Source organism: Psychrobacter sp. SZ93C1, assembly GCF_015864635.1.
GTDB classification, from domain to species: domain Bacteria; phylum Pseudomonadota; class Gammaproteobacteria; order Pseudomonadales; family Moraxellaceae; genus Psychrobacter; species Psychrobacter fozii.
Genome location: NZ_JADYWY010000012.1, coordinates 36,006 through 52,631, shown reverse-complemented (window position 1 = coordinate 52,631; position 16,626 = coordinate 36,006). Strand labels below are relative to the sequence as shown.

Annotated in this window: 15 protein-coding genes and 1 pseudogene; 5 read left to right on the top strand and 11 right to left on the bottom strand. The window is 42.3% G+C overall.

Translation table 11 applies throughout. The features are described 5' to 3' along the window. Positions 1-356 precede the first annotated feature (356 nt). The 9 genes and pseudogenes from I6E83_RS13655 to rutA form a co-directional block, all read right to left on the bottom strand. Positions 357-953, bottom strand: a complete 597-nt coding sequence (locus I6E83_RS13655; RefSeq protein WP_197102665.1) for a malonic semialdehyde reductase — start codon at positions 951-953, stop codon at positions 357-359. Positions 954-971: 18 nt separating this feature from the next. Beyond that, entirely contained in the window at positions 972-1,748 is a 777-nt protein-coding gene (gene rutD, locus I6E83_RS13650; RefSeq protein ID WP_197102663.1) for a pyrimidine utilization protein D, read from the bottom strand. A 111-nt stretch (positions 1,749-1,859) separates the two neighbouring features. Next, a pseudogene (ribB, locus tag I6E83_RS13645) lies at positions 1,860-2,543 on the bottom strand (3,4-dihydroxy-2-butanone-4-phosphate synthase); the annotation flags it as partial. 109 nt (positions 2,544-2,652) lie between these two features. After that, on the bottom strand, positions 2,653-4,152 hold the full coding sequence (locus I6E83_RS13640) for a CoA-acylating methylmalonate-semialdehyde dehydrogenase (protein WP_197102659.1): 1,500 nt from the start codon (positions 4,150-4,152) through the stop codon (positions 2,653-2,655). Between the two features lie 39 nt (positions 4,153-4,191). Next, positions 4,192-5,550, bottom strand: a complete 1,359-nt coding sequence (locus tag I6E83_RS13635) for a solute carrier family 23 protein (protein WP_197102657.1) — start codon at positions 5,548-5,550, stop codon at positions 4,192-4,194. A 33-nt stretch (positions 5,551-5,583) separates the two neighbouring features. Further along, complete coding sequence (gene rutF, locus I6E83_RS13630; protein WP_227680962.1) at positions 5,584-6,120, bottom strand: NADH-dependent FMN reductase RutF; 537 nt, start codon at positions 6,118-6,120, stop codon at positions 5,584-5,586. Between the two features lie 179 nt (positions 6,121-6,299). Further along, a complete protein-coding gene (gene rutC, locus I6E83_RS13625; protein ID WP_110923384.1) occupies positions 6,300-6,683 on the bottom strand; it encodes a pyrimidine utilization protein C in 384 nt (127 codons plus the stop codon). A 75-nt stretch (positions 6,684-6,758) separates the two neighbouring features. Then, positions 6,759-7,478, bottom strand: coding sequence for a pyrimidine utilization protein B (rutB, locus tag I6E83_RS13620; protein WP_197102655.1), 720 nt, complete (start codon positions 7,476-7,478; stop codon positions 6,759-6,761). Positions 7,479-7,492: 14 nt separating this feature from the next. Continuing rightward, positions 7,493-8,596: a pyrimidine utilization protein A gene (rutA, locus tag I6E83_RS13615; protein WP_197102653.1), complete on the bottom strand. Its 1,104-nt coding sequence runs from the start codon at positions 8,594-8,596 to the stop codon at positions 7,493-7,495. 578 nt (positions 8,597-9,174) lie between these two features. Here rutA and I6E83_RS13610 point away from each other — a divergent pair. Further along, positions 9,175-9,780 (top strand): TetR family transcriptional regulator C-terminal domain-containing protein, encoded by a 606-nt coding sequence (locus I6E83_RS13610; protein WP_320158395.1) that lies wholly within the window; start codon positions 9,175-9,177, stop codon positions 9,778-9,780. A 168-nt stretch (positions 9,781-9,948) separates the two neighbouring features. On the opposite strand, the gene I6E83_RS13605 is transcribed toward I6E83_RS13610, so the two are convergent. Further along, entirely contained in the window at positions 9,949-10,842 is an 894-nt protein-coding gene (locus I6E83_RS13605; RefSeq protein ID WP_197102642.1) for a LysR family transcriptional regulator, read from the bottom strand. Between the two features lie 147 nt (positions 10,843-10,989). On the opposite strand from I6E83_RS13605, the gene I6E83_RS13600 reads away from it, so the two are divergent. After that, positions 10,990-11,865 carry an MBL fold metallo-hydrolase gene (locus I6E83_RS13600; RefSeq protein WP_227680956.1) on the top strand — a complete coding sequence of 292 codons (876 nt, stop codon included), beginning with the start codon at positions 10,990-10,992 and terminating at the stop codon, positions 11,863-11,865. Between the two features lie 138 nt (positions 11,866-12,003). Continuing rightward, complete coding sequence (locus tag I6E83_RS13595; RefSeq protein WP_197102640.1) at positions 12,004-12,618, top strand: GNAT family N-acetyltransferase; 615 nt, start codon at positions 12,004-12,006, stop codon at positions 12,616-12,618. Positions 12,619-12,847: 229 nt separating this feature from the next. Here the strand turns inward: I6E83_RS13595 and I6E83_RS13590 are convergent, their stop codons facing one another. Beyond that, positions 12,848-13,618 (bottom strand): IclR family transcriptional regulator, encoded by a 771-nt coding sequence (locus tag I6E83_RS13590; RefSeq protein ID WP_197102638.1) that lies wholly within the window; start codon positions 13,616-13,618, stop codon positions 12,848-12,850. A 245-nt stretch (positions 13,619-13,863) separates the two neighbouring features. On the opposite strand from I6E83_RS13590, the gene I6E83_RS13585 reads away from it, so the two are divergent. Together I6E83_RS13585 and I6E83_RS13580 are read left to right on the top strand one after the other, a co-directional pair. Further along, positions 13,864-15,054, top strand: a complete 1,191-nt coding sequence (locus I6E83_RS13585; RefSeq protein ID WP_197102636.1) for an iron-containing alcohol dehydrogenase — start codon at positions 13,864-13,866, stop codon at positions 15,052-15,054. Between the two features lie 59 nt (positions 15,055-15,113). Next, the gene (locus I6E83_RS13580; RefSeq protein WP_197102634.1) at positions 15,114-16,604 is read left to right on the top strand and encodes a CoA-acylating methylmalonate-semialdehyde dehydrogenase; all 1,491 of its coding nucleotides are present in this window, start codon (positions 15,114-15,116) and stop codon (positions 16,602-16,604) included. Positions 16,605-16,626 lie beyond the last annotated feature (22 nt).

The following is a 16,626-nucleotide window of genomic DNA, read 5'->3' as shown; positions in this document are numbered from 1 at the left end:
GCAGTCGTCATCTGCTAACTGGTTCTCATTGGCATGTGCTGATTGTGACTAAATCTATCAAGCATAAAAAAGCCCTACAAATTAATGTAAGGCTTTAAAGTTGTTGAGTATCTACGTACTAATCGACATTATCACACAAATATAGCAGTTGGCTGTTAACATGTCAACTATAAAAAAGTCCTTATCAGTTAGACAAGGCTTATATCTCTATTCTCTTAAATTCTGAATCTCTTAAGAATAAATCGATAGCTTTATTATATATGGTGGCCACCATCTCCGTGTCACTCATCCACGTGTCATCAATTCAGTCTACTACTCCTAAAACAAGACAGTTCAGTGAATGAATAACTTGTTTCTTATAGAATCTGACAAGCTTCATCAAAGTCCAATCTTGGCAGACGGCTGTATAATTGATCGGGTTCGCCATAACCTATATTAATAAGTAGGTTTGAGGTCCATTTACTGTCTTTAAGAAAGGTGTCATCTACCAATTCATTATTAAATCCAGACATAGGGCCCGTGTCTAAACCCAAGGCTCTACAAGCCAAAATCAGATAAGCCGCTTGCATAGAACTGTTTCTAAATGCCGTTTCTTTTATGAGTTCAGGGCTAGAGTTAAACCATGATCTGGCATCCGTATGTGGAAATAATTTGGGAAGTTGCTCATAAAATTCATTATCATGAGCGACAATCACTGTGATAGGTGCAGTCATTGTTTTTTCGATATTACCTGATGACAGTGCTGGCTCTAAGCGCGCTTTAGCGTCATCAGATCTGAGAAATACAAACCGCGCAGGTGAACAATTGGCCGAGGTAGGCGCCATTTTAACTAAATGATAGATCTCTTCAAGTAGTGTATCTGGTACGTCTTTTTTTTGCCAAGCGTTGAAGGATCTGGCCTTACCAAACAGCTGATCAAGACCTTCTAAGGATAACGATAGGGAATCAGTCATAGTACGTCCTAATTGATATTAGATTTTGGATAAGAATTGAAGAATTTTGCTATTGGTTGAGCAGGTCTCTGTAATTGTACTGGCATGTCCACCCGTCAACATTAACTCAAACTGGGCGTTTTGCATGTTATCGGCTAAAGCCATACCACGTTGCCATGGCACCAACACATCATCAAGATTGCTTAAAACCAACGTTTTATTTTTGATATGCTTAGCATTTATCAGAGGCTGATAAGACTGTAAGGCTTTTAATCTCGTTAAGACGTTCTTAACGGGAGCAAAGTTAGCAATTGCTTTATCTTCTTTTTGCGTGAGTGCTTCTATATTGTCTGATATCCATATAGGCGGGTACAAAAATATCGCTTGGGCGCGTACAAATGCTTCTATACCTGTATTTTCTATCAAGCTTTGTCGCATGCTAAAACATTTGATAGTGTGAGGATCTAGGCTTTCCCAACCATTTAAGATGACCAGTTTATCTAACAACTCTGGTGCTTTATAAGCGACTTCCATACCAATAAACCCGCCAAGTGCGTGACCGACAAAATGACAGTTAGAAAGCCCTTCTTGTTTTAAAATTTCAATTAATTGTTCTGCTAAATCTTGCATAGAATAATCATCGGGTAAGAGATCACTATCAGGCGATACCCCCTCTTGTTCATAGCAAATCACATTGTAATACTCGGTAAAACTCTCAATTTGAGGTAACCAAAAATCAGCATGCCCGCCTAAACCTGAACTAAATACGATCGTTTCTGTCGTGTCGTTCTTACAAGGATATTTTTTAACTAACATAAGGTTTCATCCAATTTTAGTAAATTTCAAATTGCGGTAAAAGTATCTAATAGCTTATAAAATCAGGTTAAATTAAACTGACTAAATCAATTCAACGGTACGCTCATCGCTTTCATCATATTCATACGCTACAGTTTCTTCGAAATTTTCGACTTCGCTTTCATTTTTACTTTTATTTTCAACAGCCTCTTGAGATTTAATATATTTAATTAACGCGTCTATGGTGCCGACCTTTAGGTTATGAGTATCGGCGAATTTCATCAGATCATTTCTACGAGCCATTTCACCATCTTGGTTGATAATCTCTACGATAACCGCAGCAGGCTCCAAGCCAGCCAGTCTCGTTAGGTCACAACCTGCCTCCGTGTGACCAGCGCGTTCTAGAACACCACCTTCTTTAGCCACTAATGGAAAAATATGACCTGGGGTTACGACGTCATCAAAGGTAACGTCTTGAGACACGGCAGTTCTAATGGTCTGAGCTCTGTCTGCCGTTGATATTCCTGTACTTACGCCTTTTGCTGCATCAATGGAAACAGTGAAATTTGTACTATAAGGTGCTTGGTTGTCTTTGCACATGAGAGGTAGTTTTAATTTTTTGCAACGCTCGGAGGTCAAGGTCAAACAAACCAAACCTCTGGCATGTGTAATCATAAAATTAATATCATCAGGTTTGGCCAAACTGGCTGCCATAATCAGGTCACCTTCATTTTCCCGATCCTCATCATCCATGATTATGACCATCTTGCCTGCTTTAATATCTTCAATGATTTCTGGTATTGTATTGATATTCATAAAATCCACCATTTGCATTTATATTTGCTTTTGTATGTTGTTATGTAGAGCCTGTTGTCAATTAATCACACGCTCTACATAACGTCCTACGTTTGATACGGCCGTATAGCTACTTCATAGAGATAGTGGTATTTACGCCTTCACTAGCATCTTCATCAAACCAGCGTGATATCACGGTTTTAGTCTGCGTATAAAACTGCACCGCTTGCTTACCATAAGGACCTAAGTCACCGAGCTTACTGGCTCTAGACCCTGTAAACGAAAACATCGGTAGCGGTACTGGAATTGGTAAATTAATACCGACCTGTCCAACATCGATATCTTGTTGGAACTTGTGTGCATGGGCGCCAGACTGGGTAAAAATGGCAGTGCCATTACCATTTGGATTGGTATTGATAATCTCAATGGCTTCCTCAAGCGTGTCGGCATACATAATGCATAGGACAGGACCAAAGATCTCTTCGGTATAGCAGCTCATATCAGTGGTTACATGATCTAAGATGGTTGGACCAACAAAGTTACCCTCTTCATAACCTGCTACCTGACAACCACGGCCATCTAGTTTTAGATGCGCCCCTTCATCGATACCCGCTTGGATTAAGCGCTCGACACGGGCTTTGGCTTGCTTAGATATTAGCGGACCTAAATCTTTATCATCCTTGCCAGCAGACACTACTAGCTGTGCTGACTTTTCTACAATTTCATCAACCCACTGTTTAGATTCGCCAACTAATACGACAACAGACAGTGCCATGCATCGCTGACCTGCTGCACCAAATGCTGCACCTGCTAATTGATTCAGACTTTGTTCTTTATTGGCATCAGGCATGATAACGGCATGGTTTTTCGCACCCATCATACATTGCACACGTTTGCCAGCCTGACCGGCACGATCATACACATGCTTGCCCACCGCTGTTGAACCCACAAAAGATATCGCTTTTATATCTGGGTGATCGCACAGTGCATCCACCGTGTCTTTACCACCATGAACCACATTCAATACCCCTTTTGGTATACCTGCTTCAAGCGCCAACTCGACCAATCTCATGGTAACGATTGGGTTTTGTTCAGAAGGTTTTAGGATGAACGTGTTGCCTGTAGCGATGGCCATTGGAAACATCCATAGGGGAATCATGGCAGGAAAGTTAAAGGGGGTAATACCTGCACAGACACCTATTGGCTGCTGAACGGTATACATATCGACACTACTGGCGACATTTTCAATGTAGCCACCTTGTTGTAAGTTGCCGATACCTGAGGCGTGTTCTACAACTTCAAGACCTCTAAATACATCTCCTCTAGCATCCGCCAAAGTCTTACCTTGTTCTTCAGTCAATAGCGCCGCCAGCTCATCCATATTTTCACGTATCAGTTGTTGATACTTTAGAAAAACACGGGCTCGTTTACTGATTGGTGTGACGCGCCAACTCTGAAAGGCCTCAGATGCTGTTTTGATAGCTTGCTCGATTTCCCCAGGTGTTGACTGTGGTACCTTGGCGATAACTTCTTGAGTGGCTGGATTGGTGATATCAATCCATTCTGTGGTAGTCGATTCAGTAAATTCGCCGTTTATCAATTGTTGTACGCTGCGTGGTTCTGTATTCATGACACGATTCCTTAAAGTAATATCGAATAGGGTTTAAATTTATGGATTGAGTTTTAAGAGCGGTTCTGATGTAGCGACTTCTCTCTCAGTGGTCACGCTCACTTCTTTGTGTTTGTTTTTAAAATTGAAAACGAGGTTCATAAGAATGGCTAAGAAAGTAGCGGTACCGATACCACCTAAATCAAAGCCAGCAATGTTTAGTGAATAGTTGCCAGTGCCTAAGATGACTGGAACGGCGGCTACCAACATGTTGCCATTCTTGCTGAAATCAATTTTTGCATTCATCCAAATACGCGCACCAGCGATCGTGATTAAACCAAAGACAACGATTGAAGCACCTGTCAAAATGGGCACAGGAATAGTACTGATTAAGGTGCCAAATTTAGGGGATAAGCCCAATAGAATGGCGAAAACACCTGCTATGACAAAGACGATTGTAGAGTAAATTTTGGTCGCGGCCATAACGCCTATGTTTTCTGCATAGGTCGTCATACCAGTACCACCTACCGAGGCTGAGAGCGTGGTACAAAGGCCGTCAGCGAAGAACGCCCTACCCATATAAGGCGAGATGCTTTTGCCAGTCATGGCTTCTACTGCTTTGAAATGACCAAGGTTTTCAGCGATTAAGATGATAAAGACGGGTGCAATCACTAATATGGCACTGGTCTCAAAGACAGGAGAGTAAAGGGTTGGCATACCGAACCAAGCGGCATTCGCAATTGGAGAAAAATCAATAGGCTTGCCCATACCCATCACATTCGTTAATAGGAAATAAATAAAATACGCAGTGACCAGTCCTATTAATAATAACAAGCGTCTGACCATACCTTTGGTGAATACGGCGACTGAACAGATACACAACACGGTGACTAACGCCATCCAAGAATCAAAGCTACTGCCGATGACGCTTTGTATGGTGACAGGTGCTAAGTTCAACCCGATAATCATCACAATGGACCCAGTGACCACAGGTGGCATCAAGTTCTCAATCCACCCTGCACCTGTCTTCATCACCAGCAGACCCATCAATGCGTATAAGACCCCGCAGACCAGTGTGCCCCCAAGCGCAATGCCAATATTTGGATTGATACCAGTACCGCTATACCCTGTTACTGCTGCTACCGCCCCGATAAAGGCAAAGCTAGAGCCTAAATAGCTTGGTACGTGACCGCCAGTAATCAGAAAGAAAAGTATCGTGCCTATACCAGTAATCAGCATGGTTAAGCTAGGATCAAAGCCCATCAGTAAGGGAGCTAAGATTGTCGCGCCGAACATTGCGAATGAGTGCTGTGCGCCTAACACCACGCTCTTACCCATGGGTAGATACTCATTGATACCTACCGGCGTCGTTTCTAAGTTTCCAGTATAGGGACGCCATTTAACAAACCATTTATCCATTTTAAATATCCTTAAAAAGTAGAGGGATGATACTTAGTTCGTGCACTTACTTAATTGATGGTAGTCTCGATTAAAATAGATGAGACTGTCACAATCAGGCTTGTGTTTGATATCCAATACTTCACAAATAAGAATATCGTGCGTTCCCACCGAGCTAATGAGTTTGATTTTGCAATCAAAAGAAATACTGGCGTCTTCTAATACAGGCGATCCTGTCGACAGCGTAGACCAACTGCCTTGCTCAAACCTTTCTTCCAGAGATTTTTTACCCCCGAACACACCGCTTAGATCTTTATGTTCAAGAGCAAGTGTGTTGACGCATAGCACCATGTTTTCTTTAAAAAAGTGGTAGACAGAAGCGCTTCTGTTTAAACACACCAATAGAGTTGGTGGTGAGTCAGTGACACTACACACAGCGGAGGCAGTAAATCCTGCCCGCCCTGCTGGACCCTCAGTGGTAATAATGTTGACGGCGGCAGCCAAATTACTCATCGCATCTCTAAAAGATTGCTGCATGTCGGTTAAGTTTCCTGCCGTAGAGGTGAATGATTCTTTAGACTTATGTTTCATTAATGAGGATTGCGTTACTTGGCTTTCTTTAATTACTGTATTCATCTGTCATTTCCTTTTAAACAATATTCCGCCACATGTGTAGTTAACTAAAGCGCCCTATTACAGTCCAATGCTAGGAGGTTCAATGTCAGGTAACTTTAAATTCACTAACTGCAGTTATTTTTAAACAGGCTTTCTTATCCAATGTGCGCTATGGACGCGATTTCGACCAAAGCGTCTGGTTTTACCAACCCGCATTGAATACAAAATCTCGCTGGCTTTTCATTGGGAAAAAATTCTGCATAGACTTGGTTGACGGCGTCATAATCTGCCCAATCTTTTACAAAGATTGAGTTAAACGTCACATCATCCATATCGCCGCCAGCGGTTTGAATCACGTTTTTGATCGTCGTTAACACATGGCGAGTTTGAGCAGCGGCATCACCCACGTGTACGACATCGTTATTTTCATCGAAAGGCAAAGTACCGGAGACATAAACGATGTTGTCGGCCTTAGTCGCTGGTACATAAGGGGCTAATGGTTTGCTCGTACCTTCAGGGATAATCACTTGTTTAGACATATCTACATTCCTAGTGTGGTTAGGTTAAGTATGAAAATCGTGGTTTAGGTTGCTAAAAACTGGCTATTCAAAACATTAGCTATCTGTAAAACACTGCTGCATGCTAGCAACATCAGAGACCCAACCAAAAAAGGTTTTTACGTTATATAGTGTGGCCTCATGAGCTTCTACTGGTCCTGCCTGATAACAAGCGTCATCTAATAACACCCCAAAATACTCAAGAAAAAATCCATCTCTAAGCGTAGATTCAACACAGACGTTTGTCGCGATACCAGTGAGCAATAGATTTCTTATGCCACGTGACCGTAATACGCTATCGAAATTGGTGTTCGCAAAGCCGCTATAACGAGGTTTATCTATAACGATGTCTTGAGGCGCAGGGCTAAGCTCGTCGACCAACTCGTAATCCCAGCCACCTTTTGCTAATAAAGTTCCTTCAATTTCAGGATTCTTACGCATGGTTTTTAAGGCATTTGACTTGTGATAATTAGGCGACCCACTACCACCAGCTTCCACATATTTATCGTCCCAGCCATTTCTAAAATAGATGACTTGTATGCCAGCTTGGTGCGCAATATCCACGGCTTGCTTTATTTTATCGATGACGGGTTTGGTCGCTGTGACATCAAACCCGGCCAAATCTAGATAACCACCTTTACTGGCATAAGCGTTTTGCATATCCACTACGATCAACGCCGTCTGTGAGGGATCTAACTTGATAGGTTCAGGCAACGACTCTAAAACAGGAGAGGACTCCTTGGTAAAGTCTGCACAAATTGTATTAACCGAATTCATATCCGCTCCTTTTATTAGGCTTCGCTGACAGCTTGACTGGCCACTGGTGTATCGACATTGATACGGCTCTTCATAAGGGGCTGAATCTTACTGCCAAAATCTTCAACACCTTGCACGAAGTCATCAAAAGTAAGTAAGACGCCATCAGTACCTTGTATCTCACCAACTTCGTCTAACATGCTGGCGACATTTTCAAAGGAGCCAACCAGCGTTCCCATATTAATATTGACTGGTGAAACGCTTGAGGCCATATGGCGAACATTGGTATCTTTGCCTGAGGTTTTGTCCTTACCTCCTTGTGACTGCAACCAATCAATGGCTTCGAAATCCGCACCGTCATTGTACGATTGCCATTTTGCTTGGGCTTTTTCATCGGTCTCATCTGCAATGAGCATAAAGAGCACATAGGTCGGAACATTACGACCCGTCTTGTCCGTGTGTACCTTTAAGCGGTCATTGATACCAGCATAAGCGGTAGGTGTGTTTAGACCTTTACCAAAGACAAAGTTATAGTCAGCGTATTGTGCAGAGAATGCCAAGCCTGTATCTGATTGGCCCGCACAGATAATTTTCATATCCCCTTTTGGGATGGGCTTCACTTGACAGTCATCCATTTGAAAGAATTCACCTTTCAAATCAGATTGGCCTGTCGCCCACAGATCTCTTAAAATTTGGACATATTCAGATAGGTAGTCATAGCGCTTACCAAAATAATCGTCGCCCGGCCACATCCCCATTTGTCCATATTCTGCTTCTTGCCAGCCAGTCACGACATTCAATCCAAAACGCCCGTTTGAGATACTGTCAAGCGTCGACGCCATTCTTGCTACAATTGCAGGCGGCATAACTAAAGTCGCCGATGTGGCATAGATTTTTATTTTGGATGTGACCGCAGCCAACCCTGCCATCAAAGTAAAGCTTTCAAGGTTATAATCCCAAAACTCCGTCTCCCCGCCAAAGCCGCGTAGCTTAATCATCGAGAGCGCAAAATCAAAACCATAGTGCTCAGCACGTTGCACAATTTGCTTATTAAGCTCAAATGTTGGCTTGTACTGCGGCGCGTTTTTTGAAATTAACCAGCCATTGTTGCCAATCGGACAAAAAATACCTATTTCCATAATTTCACCTATACGTTTGAGGAAGAAAAGAGCGATAAAAGAAATAAAGATTATTTCATGTTTTTTATAAAGCAAAACTTATGCCATAGTAATTTATTGTTATTTATCAAATACTTAGTGTTTTTATACCCACAATTTTTTAAACCATATGGTCTAAAAATATGCAGAACAATGGTGCAAGGTGTTATAAAATGGTGCAGAGTGTTATAAAATGGTGCACAAATGTAGAAATGCTTAAAAAGCGCATTTTGTTGGCAATTTGGATGAGAATGGCTCTAAATGAGTGATAAAAAGAAGGCTGACTGACACTAGGCTGGTACTAGATTACTGAGCTTGAATGACATTAGGCTGTTGAGACTGGATGACGCGATATCGCTACCGTCAGCGAACTTATAAATCGATAAGGTGTTAAATGCTATCGACATAGTTGGCATGTTTACTTGGGGTGATTAGTGGCTTATGTACTTGGTTGCTTTGATCGTTTTTTAAATTGAATCAACTGTCATTTAACATTAGGTTTATATGACTTTATAGTGAGGGACAACATAGTGAGAGAGTACGTGCTAAAGGAAGAGACCGTGACGAGTTCAAAAATATTAAAAAAGAAAGAACATATCATTAATGCTGCATTGATCGTATTTTCCCAAGAGGGATTAAATGGGGCGCGAATGGAAAAAATCGCTGAAGAGGCTGATATATCTAAATCAAATATATTTTACTACTTCGACAGTAAAGAGGTTCTGTATGTTGCCGTTTTAGAAAGAGTGCTTAGTAAGTGGCTATCCCCTTTAAACGAGATGAATGTCAACCAAGATCCAAGAAAGGCCCTTATAAACTACATTGAAGAAAAATATAAAGTTTCAAGAAAATCACCTGCAGCGTCAAGACTATACGCATTAGAAATCATGCAAGGCGCCCCTCACTTGATGGCCGTGTTAAAAGGACCTTTGAAATCCTTAGTTCGAGAAAAGGTGGCAGTGATTGACGAATGGATTGCAGATAACAAGATTAAGTCCGTTTCTGCCATCCATTTAATTTTCCATATTTGGGCAGTAACTCAGCACTATTCTGATTTTTCTACACAAACTGAAGCGGTTTGTAATCATAGTTTAAGAAATAAGAAATTCGCTACTAGTGCGTTAGATACTAGCATTCAGCTTCTGGTAGACAGTTTGATTGTATGATTCGATATTAGTTGGGTATAACTACGAACTAGAAGAATCAAGCTCACAACAGAACTCCTTATAAGGTATGGATAAGGGGTTCTAAGGAATTAAGTGCTAATTTAAACGTTTTTAGGTGATGTTGCTAATATTGAGTTTTATAAATAGTCCATATTCATCCATTGCTTGCTACCAGTAAGGCGAATGCTTTATTTCTTCAGCGAGAAAATCAATAAACCTTCTTTGTAATGGTGTCACCTGCTTTCGATTGGCATAAACCACATAAACACCCAAAGTTTTGGGTTTCCATTCAGGCAGTAATTCAATAAGTTGTCCAGATGCAATCAAGGACTTGACTGCGCCAGATGGTTGTAAGCTAATCCCATGTCCACGCAACGTAGCAGAGAGCAAGACTTCAGAGATATTGGCGCTGATATTGCCAGAGATAGGAACAGACTCTGGACCATTTGGCCCATCAAACACCCATGCAGACCGTCCAAAATACGCAAACGATAGGCAGTTATGATGAATAAGAGACTGTACATCCTTAGGCTTTCCACGCTTTTTTAGATATTTAGGTGCGGCGCACACAATGGATTGACACTTCCCAATACGTCTAGCCACGACATTTGGTTCCAAATCATTGGTAATACGAATCGCCAAGTCAATACGGGCATCAACTAAATTAACCGAGTCATCAGTGGTAAGAATATCAATCGCTGTCTGCGGCCAGTGAGATACAAAGCGACCAACCACATCCATCAAAAGGCTATCAATCAGCGAAAGGCTAGCAGTAATCCGCAACTGACCTTTTAACTCCAAAGTATTTTGATTGCGTATCTGATCCAATGAATCGGTCAATTCAAGTAACTGATACGCCACCTCAAGCGTCTGCTCACCAGGAGCAGTCAGGCTCAGACTTCTAGTCGTGCGATGTAATAAGCGTATATCCATCCAGCTCTCAAGCTCTGTCAGATAGCGCGTTACCTTAGCTCTAGACATATCTAAATTATCCGCAGCACGGCTCAAGCTACCTTGTTCAACGATAGTAACAAACACCTGTAACGCGGTCAGCCTATCCATTTATCCATCCTTATTTGCTCGAAAACTGAAACAGTAAACACTGGATTATAGCGTATTTAAACGAAATACAATCGAATAGAATAGCCACTAACAACGAATACCGCCATTAATACGGTCTATTTACTCAAACAAAAATGCAGGTGTATTATGAAAAAATTAATGACAGCTTCTATGGCGGCCAGTATTCTACTGCTTGCAACCCAAACAAACGCAGCCGATCTACAACTACAAGAATACAAACCAGATCAAAATGCTATTTTCCCAGTGACCTCTGTACTGGCGAGTGGTGATACAGACGCTATTTTGTTCGATGCACAGTTCAGTGTTAGCGACGGTAAAGCATTGGTTGATATGATCAAAAAAAGCAATAAAGACCTAAAAATGATTTATATCACGGCAGGCGATCCAGATTACTACTTCGGTCTTCAGCCTTTAGTCAAAGCTTTTCCCAATGTTAAGGTAGTTTCTAGCCCTTCTATTGTTGGACACATTGAGGCGACTAAAGATGCAAAATTAGAGCATTGGAGCCCAATCCTTGGTAAACATGCACCTACCAAAATTACAGTACCTCAAACACTTGATCAGTCTGCACTGACTTTAGAAGGCCACAAAATTGAAATCAAAGCGTTCGGAACCCCTCAAGCATACATGTGGGTACCAGAGTCAAAAACTGTGTTCGGCGGCGTGTCGGTAACATCAGGCATGCATGTGTGGACTGCTGATACCCAAACTAAAGAAGCTCGTAGCGCTTGGATGCAATCGTTAGAACAAATGAAGCAATTAAAGCCAAATGTCGTGATACCAGGTCACTATTCAGGCAACTTACTCAAAAAAGACTACGCTGTTGATTTTACCCTCAATTATCTAAAAACTTTTGAACAAGCACTGGGCGAGGCAAAAAGACAAGATTCTAAGCAATCAGAAAAAGTAACTTCTACCATGGAAGCAGCTTATCCAGCCTTGCCCGGAGGAAGTGATTTAGAGTTGAGCAGTCAAGTCAATACAGGTGAAATAGAGTGGTAAATATAGGACAACTATTAAGTAAAAAATACTAACATCTGGCTATGTCTATTAGTCAGATGTTAGTGTCAAGGTGCTGCCGTATGAATGCTTTGTCAAGAAGCATACGCCAGTACTTTTAATGATAAAAGAGAGCAACTTATGACAATACAATATCGTCGTGCTACGCCTGAAGACTTTTCAGCCATTGTCGACCTTTTTGTCGTCAATATGAATTTGAGTGTATTTACTACTGCCACAGATAAGCGGGTTCTAAAGCAACTGGCTACCCTATTTCTAGCTAAAGACTGTCATCATGCTACTTTTATACAAGTTGCAGAATATGGTGACATTATTTGCGGTGTGGTGATAGGGGTCACTAAACAAGATCCATATAAAGCTTTATTATTCGATGATAAGCCTATTATTGATCAGATAGAAAGCAAGCTGCGCCTGTCTGATCAAGGACAACAGGTATTAAGTGATTTACAGAAAAAAGAATCGGCTAGCGCGAAACGAAAGAAAGTCGATTTTGATAACGAATTACAGTTCTTCTGTGTAGATCCAGACTATCGTCGCCACCGTATTGGAGCGACATTGATTCAGGCATTTGAAACTTATCTCGTCGCACAGAGCGTAACCATGTATGCACTACATACAGACACTTTATGCACTTATCAGTACTACGATAATAATGGCTATCAACGTGTTGATCAGTATCCCAATCACCTAAACCCGAAAATAATGCACTATACCTATGTCAAACCTTTATCTTAACGAGTTTGTAAAAAATACAAATGGTTTTGACATCATAGATATACTAAATTGGACGGTACAGTATCTTGTTACTTACAAAATATGATTTGCAGTAAAAAAGGTTGGTAACGCTATATTATATATAGCGTTACCAACCTTTTTTACTGAGGTGATGATGTTCTGACTGGGGTTTGCTATAAGATCAACTAACACTCATAGTAATTTATCACCCTGCTTTGCGCCTACTTCTCTATTCATAGTTTTGATTAAAAATTACCGATAGCTCATTTGCTGCTTCTTGCATAAGAGGCACATAGCTGAGTAGTTCCTCTAGACTTTTTCTCACGGTCGGCCCATGGGTAAACACCGTCGCAAAGGCTTGCTGATCGCCATTAGGAATCATGACCGCACACGCGACCATACCTGGAATAAACTCCTCATTATCTATTCCTACTCCCGTCTCACGCGTTGTAGTAATCGTTTGCATCAGTTGTTTTTTATCGGTCTGCGTTTTGGTCGTTAGCGCATGTATCGACATTTTTTCAACGATGCGCTCGCATTTCTCATCCGCTAGCTGTGATAGCAACAATTTACCACTGGCACTGGCCCAAACCGGTACATGCGTGCCCGAAGGTAGAAATATTTGTAGCGGCCAATCCGACATAACGCGATCGATATAAACCACATCCAAGTCTTGCAAAATCGAAATACCCACCGTCTCCCCTATTTGCGCTGACAGTTCATTCAGTATGGCCAATCTTTCATTTTTGAAATCACTGTTTTGCAATAAGTTCATGGCAAGCTTATAAGTGCGCTTACCGCAAGTGACCTTTCCTGGCAAATCTAACTGCACAAACCCAAGACCCTGCAGTTGATCCAATAGCCGATACATACTTGGCACTGGCACTTCTAATGTTTCTGCTAAATCGCTGACACTCATTGGTCTTTGCGAGCTGGCTAGCACTTCTACTATCTGCAAAACGCGCTCAACACTTGAACCTTTCTTTTTAGTATTACTCATTGTTTGGTTTAAACCTCTGGCTGACTCGCAGCAAATAAATTTATTTATTTATTATAACGATAAAATTTACGCTTTTGCGTCTTGCTATTACAAAAACATTCTGTTAACTTTTACATATCGATAATATATTTATCGTTATGTGAATTTTATATCTAAACGCTATACACTTTTGTGAATAGTCCGTACGACGATTGAGCTACCTACTACGCTTATATCTGAAGTCATTAATTCAAGGATGAGTCACTATGTCACACAGTATCCTGCTCCCAAGAACGATGGAAATTGGACGCGATGCCTGCCAAAAACTGCCAGTAATATTGGCCAGCTTAGGGGTAAAAAAACCCCTTATTATCACTGACGAGATGATGGTTAAACTCGGCTATGTCGATAACATACAAAACATTTTGAAAGCAGCACAAATCAATGCCGATGTGTTTTCAGAGACGGTACCAGAGCCTACTGAAAGCTCTATTGAGGCTGGCGTGTCTCAAGTAAAAGCGCAAGATTACGATGGTCTGATTGCCTTAGGTGGCGGAAGTCCTATCGATAGTGCAAAGGCCATTGCTATTCTAGGAAAATTTGGCGGCGTGATTCGTGATTATAAGTTTCCTCGTCAAGTTAATGAAGCAGGCCTGCCTATTATTGCCATACCGACGACGGCAGGCACAGGATCAGAAGTAACACGCTTTACCATCATTACCGATGAAGCTAATAACGAAAAGCTGTTGTGCGTGGGTATGGGATTTATGCCCGTCGCAGCCATTATCGACTATAGCCTCACGCTCAGCGTACCACCGCGTACTACCGCAGATACGGGTATCGATGCGATGACCCATGCTATCGAAGCGTATATCAGCCCCAAACGTAATGCCTATAGCGACCAACAGGCGCTCGCCGCCCTACGCTTAATCGGACCCAATATCCAAACGGCTTATCACGACGGCAAAGATGAAACCGCCCGTGAAGCAATGATGCTGGGCTCTACCTTAGCAGGTATTGCATTCTGTAACTCTTCGGTGGCGCTGGTACATGGCATGAGTCGTCCAATCGGTGCCTTTTTTCATGTGCCGCATGGCCTATCAAACGCGATGCTATTACCAACTATTACAGAATTCGGCATCTCTAGTGCGCCCGACCGTTATGCGGACTGCGCGCGTGCCTTAGGAATAGCGGACCACAGCGAGACAGATGATCAAGCCAACGTCAGTTTGGTCAATTATCTAAAAAGCTTAAATGATGAGCTTCACGTGCCCACATTGGCACAGTTTGGTGTGCAAAAAGCAGATTTTGATGCGCTAATAAACACGATGTGCGAGCAAGCATTTGCATCAGGTTCACCCAACAACAACCCTCGAATACCTACGCTAGAAGAAATGGTTCAACTCTATACCTTGCTATGGAATGACAACACTGTTGCTGAGATTTCACTCAGTTAAAACAGTCATCATTTACGATTAACCTACTAATTATTCACACGTTTAAAGGAATTAAACTCATGCAAACAATCGGACATTTTATTAACGGCAGCCTGTCAAATAATGACAGCCAAACTCAAGATGTTTACAACCCATCAACGGGTGAAGTCAGCAAGCAAGTCGCTTTGGGTGGTGAAAAAACAATCGGCGAAGCAGTCGCTGCGGCTAAAGCGGCTTTTCCAGCATGGAGTAAAACCTCGCCACTAAAACGCGCGCGCGTCATGTTCAAATTCAAAGAATTGTTAGAGCAAAATGCAGATGAAATTTGCAGACTGGTTGGCGAAGAGCACGGAAAAATCGTACATGATGCTGCAGGCGAACTACAGCGCGGTATTGAAAATGTCGAATATGCGTGCGGCGCACCTGAGCTGCTCAAAGGCGAGCACAGCCGCAATGTGAGTACTGATATAGACTCTTGGAGTGAGTTTCATCCACTAGGCGTCGTCGCTGGTATCACACCCTTCAACTTCCCTGTAATGGTGCCACTGTGGATGTTCCCGATGGCCATCGTGTGCGGTAATACCTTTGTACTAAAACCGTCTGAGCGTGACCCTAGTGCCACACTTTTCATCGCACAGCTTTTACAGCAAGCGGGCCTACCGGATGGTGTCATCAACGTCGTAAATGGTGGCAAAGAAGCCGTTGATGCTATTTTGCATCACCCAGATGTCAAAGCCGTTAGCTTTGTGGGCTCAACCCCTATCGCTGAATACATCTATACCACAGCCGCTGCACAAGGCAAACGTTGCCAAGCACTCGGCGGTGCAAAAAACCATGCGATTGTCATGCCAGATGCGGACTTAGACAATGTCGTAACCTCATTATTGGGTGCTGCTTTTGGCTCATCAGGCGAGCGTTGTATGGCGCTATCTGTTGCTGTTGCCGTTGGTGACGAAACGGCTGACAAGATGATTGCGGCCCTACAGCCTGCTATCAAAGAACTAAAACTGGGCCTTCATTCAAATAAGAGCAACGACTTTGGCCCTGTCATTACGGCGGCACACAAATCTAAGATTTTAGATTATATAAAAAGTGCTGCCGAGCAAGGTGCAGAGCTCATCATCGATGGCTCTGATGCTGCACCAGAAGGCAATGAAAATGGATTTTTTGTAGGTCCTACTCTGATTGATCATGTCACAAAAGAGATGCACAGCTACGAGGCAGAGATTTTCGGTCCCGTGTTACAGGTGATGCGTGTACAGACCATGGCCGAGGCAGTGCAACTCATAAATGACCATGAATATGGTAACGGCACCTGTATTTATACGAGAGATGGAGAGGCGGCGCGTTACTTTATTGACAACATTCAAGTCGGTATGGTTGGTGTCAATATTCCACTACCAGTACCTGTCGCGTCTCAAAGCTTTGGTGGCTGGAAGCGTTCATTATTTGGTGACTTGGCCATGTACGGACCAGACGGCGTGAGATTCTTCACTCGTCGTAAAACCATTACGCAGCGCTGGCCTAGTGCGGCATTGAGAGAAGAAAAACAGTTCTCTATGCCAACTTAATAGCACCGCCTTTTTAAAGTGC

Bases quoted from the DNA above. Each gene is read 5' to 3' on its own strand.
- rutF (WP_227680962.1), bottom strand. From the start codon at position 6,120: ATGAAACATAAGTCTAAAGAATCATTCACCTCTACGGCAGGAAACTTA.
- I6E83_RS13635 (WP_197102657.1), bottom strand. From the start codon at position 5,550: ATGGATAAATGGTTTGTTAAATGGCGTCCCTATACTGGAAACTTAGAA.
- rutD (WP_197102663.1), bottom strand. From the start codon at position 1,748: ATGTTAGTTAAAAAATATCCTTGTAAGAACGACACGACAGAAACGATC.
- rutC (WP_110923384.1), bottom strand. From the start codon at position 6,683: ATGTCTAAACAAGTGATTATCCCTGAAGGTACGAGCAAACCATTAGCC.
- I6E83_RS13640 (WP_197102659.1), bottom strand. From the start codon at position 4,152: ATGAATACAGAACCACGCAGCGTACAACAATTGATAAACGGCGAATTT.
- I6E83_RS13590 (WP_197102638.1), bottom strand. From the start codon at position 13,618: ATGAGTAATACTAAAAAGAAAGGTTCAAGTGTTGAGCGCGTTTTGCAG.
- I6E83_RS13655 (WP_197102665.1), bottom strand. From the start codon at position 953: ATGACTGATTCCCTATCGTTATCCTTAGAAGGTCTTGATCAGCTGTTT.
- I6E83_RS13585 (WP_197102636.1), top strand. From the start codon at position 13,864: ATGTCACACAGTATCCTGCTCCCAAGAACGATGGAAATTGGACGCGAT.
- I6E83_RS13595 (WP_197102640.1), top strand. From the start codon at position 12,004: ATGACAATACAATATCGTCGTGCTACGCCTGAAGACTTTTCAGCCATT.
- rutA (WP_197102653.1), bottom strand. From the start codon at position 8,596: ATGGAAATAGGTATTTTTTGTCCGATTGGCAACAATGGCTGGTTAATT.
- rutB (WP_197102655.1), bottom strand. From the start codon at position 7,478: ATGAATTCGGTTAATACAATTTGTGCAGACTTTACCAAGGAGTCCTCT.
- I6E83_RS13580 (WP_197102634.1), top strand. From the start codon at position 15,114: ATGCAAACAATCGGACATTTTATTAACGGCAGCCTGTCAAATAATGAC.
- I6E83_RS13605 (WP_197102642.1), bottom strand. From the start codon at position 10,842: ATGGATAGGCTGACCGCGTTACAGGTGTTTGTTACTATCGTTGAACAA.
- I6E83_RS13600 (WP_227680956.1), top strand. From the start codon at position 10,990: ATGAAAAAATTAATGACAGCTTCTATGGCGGCCAGTATTCTACTGCTT.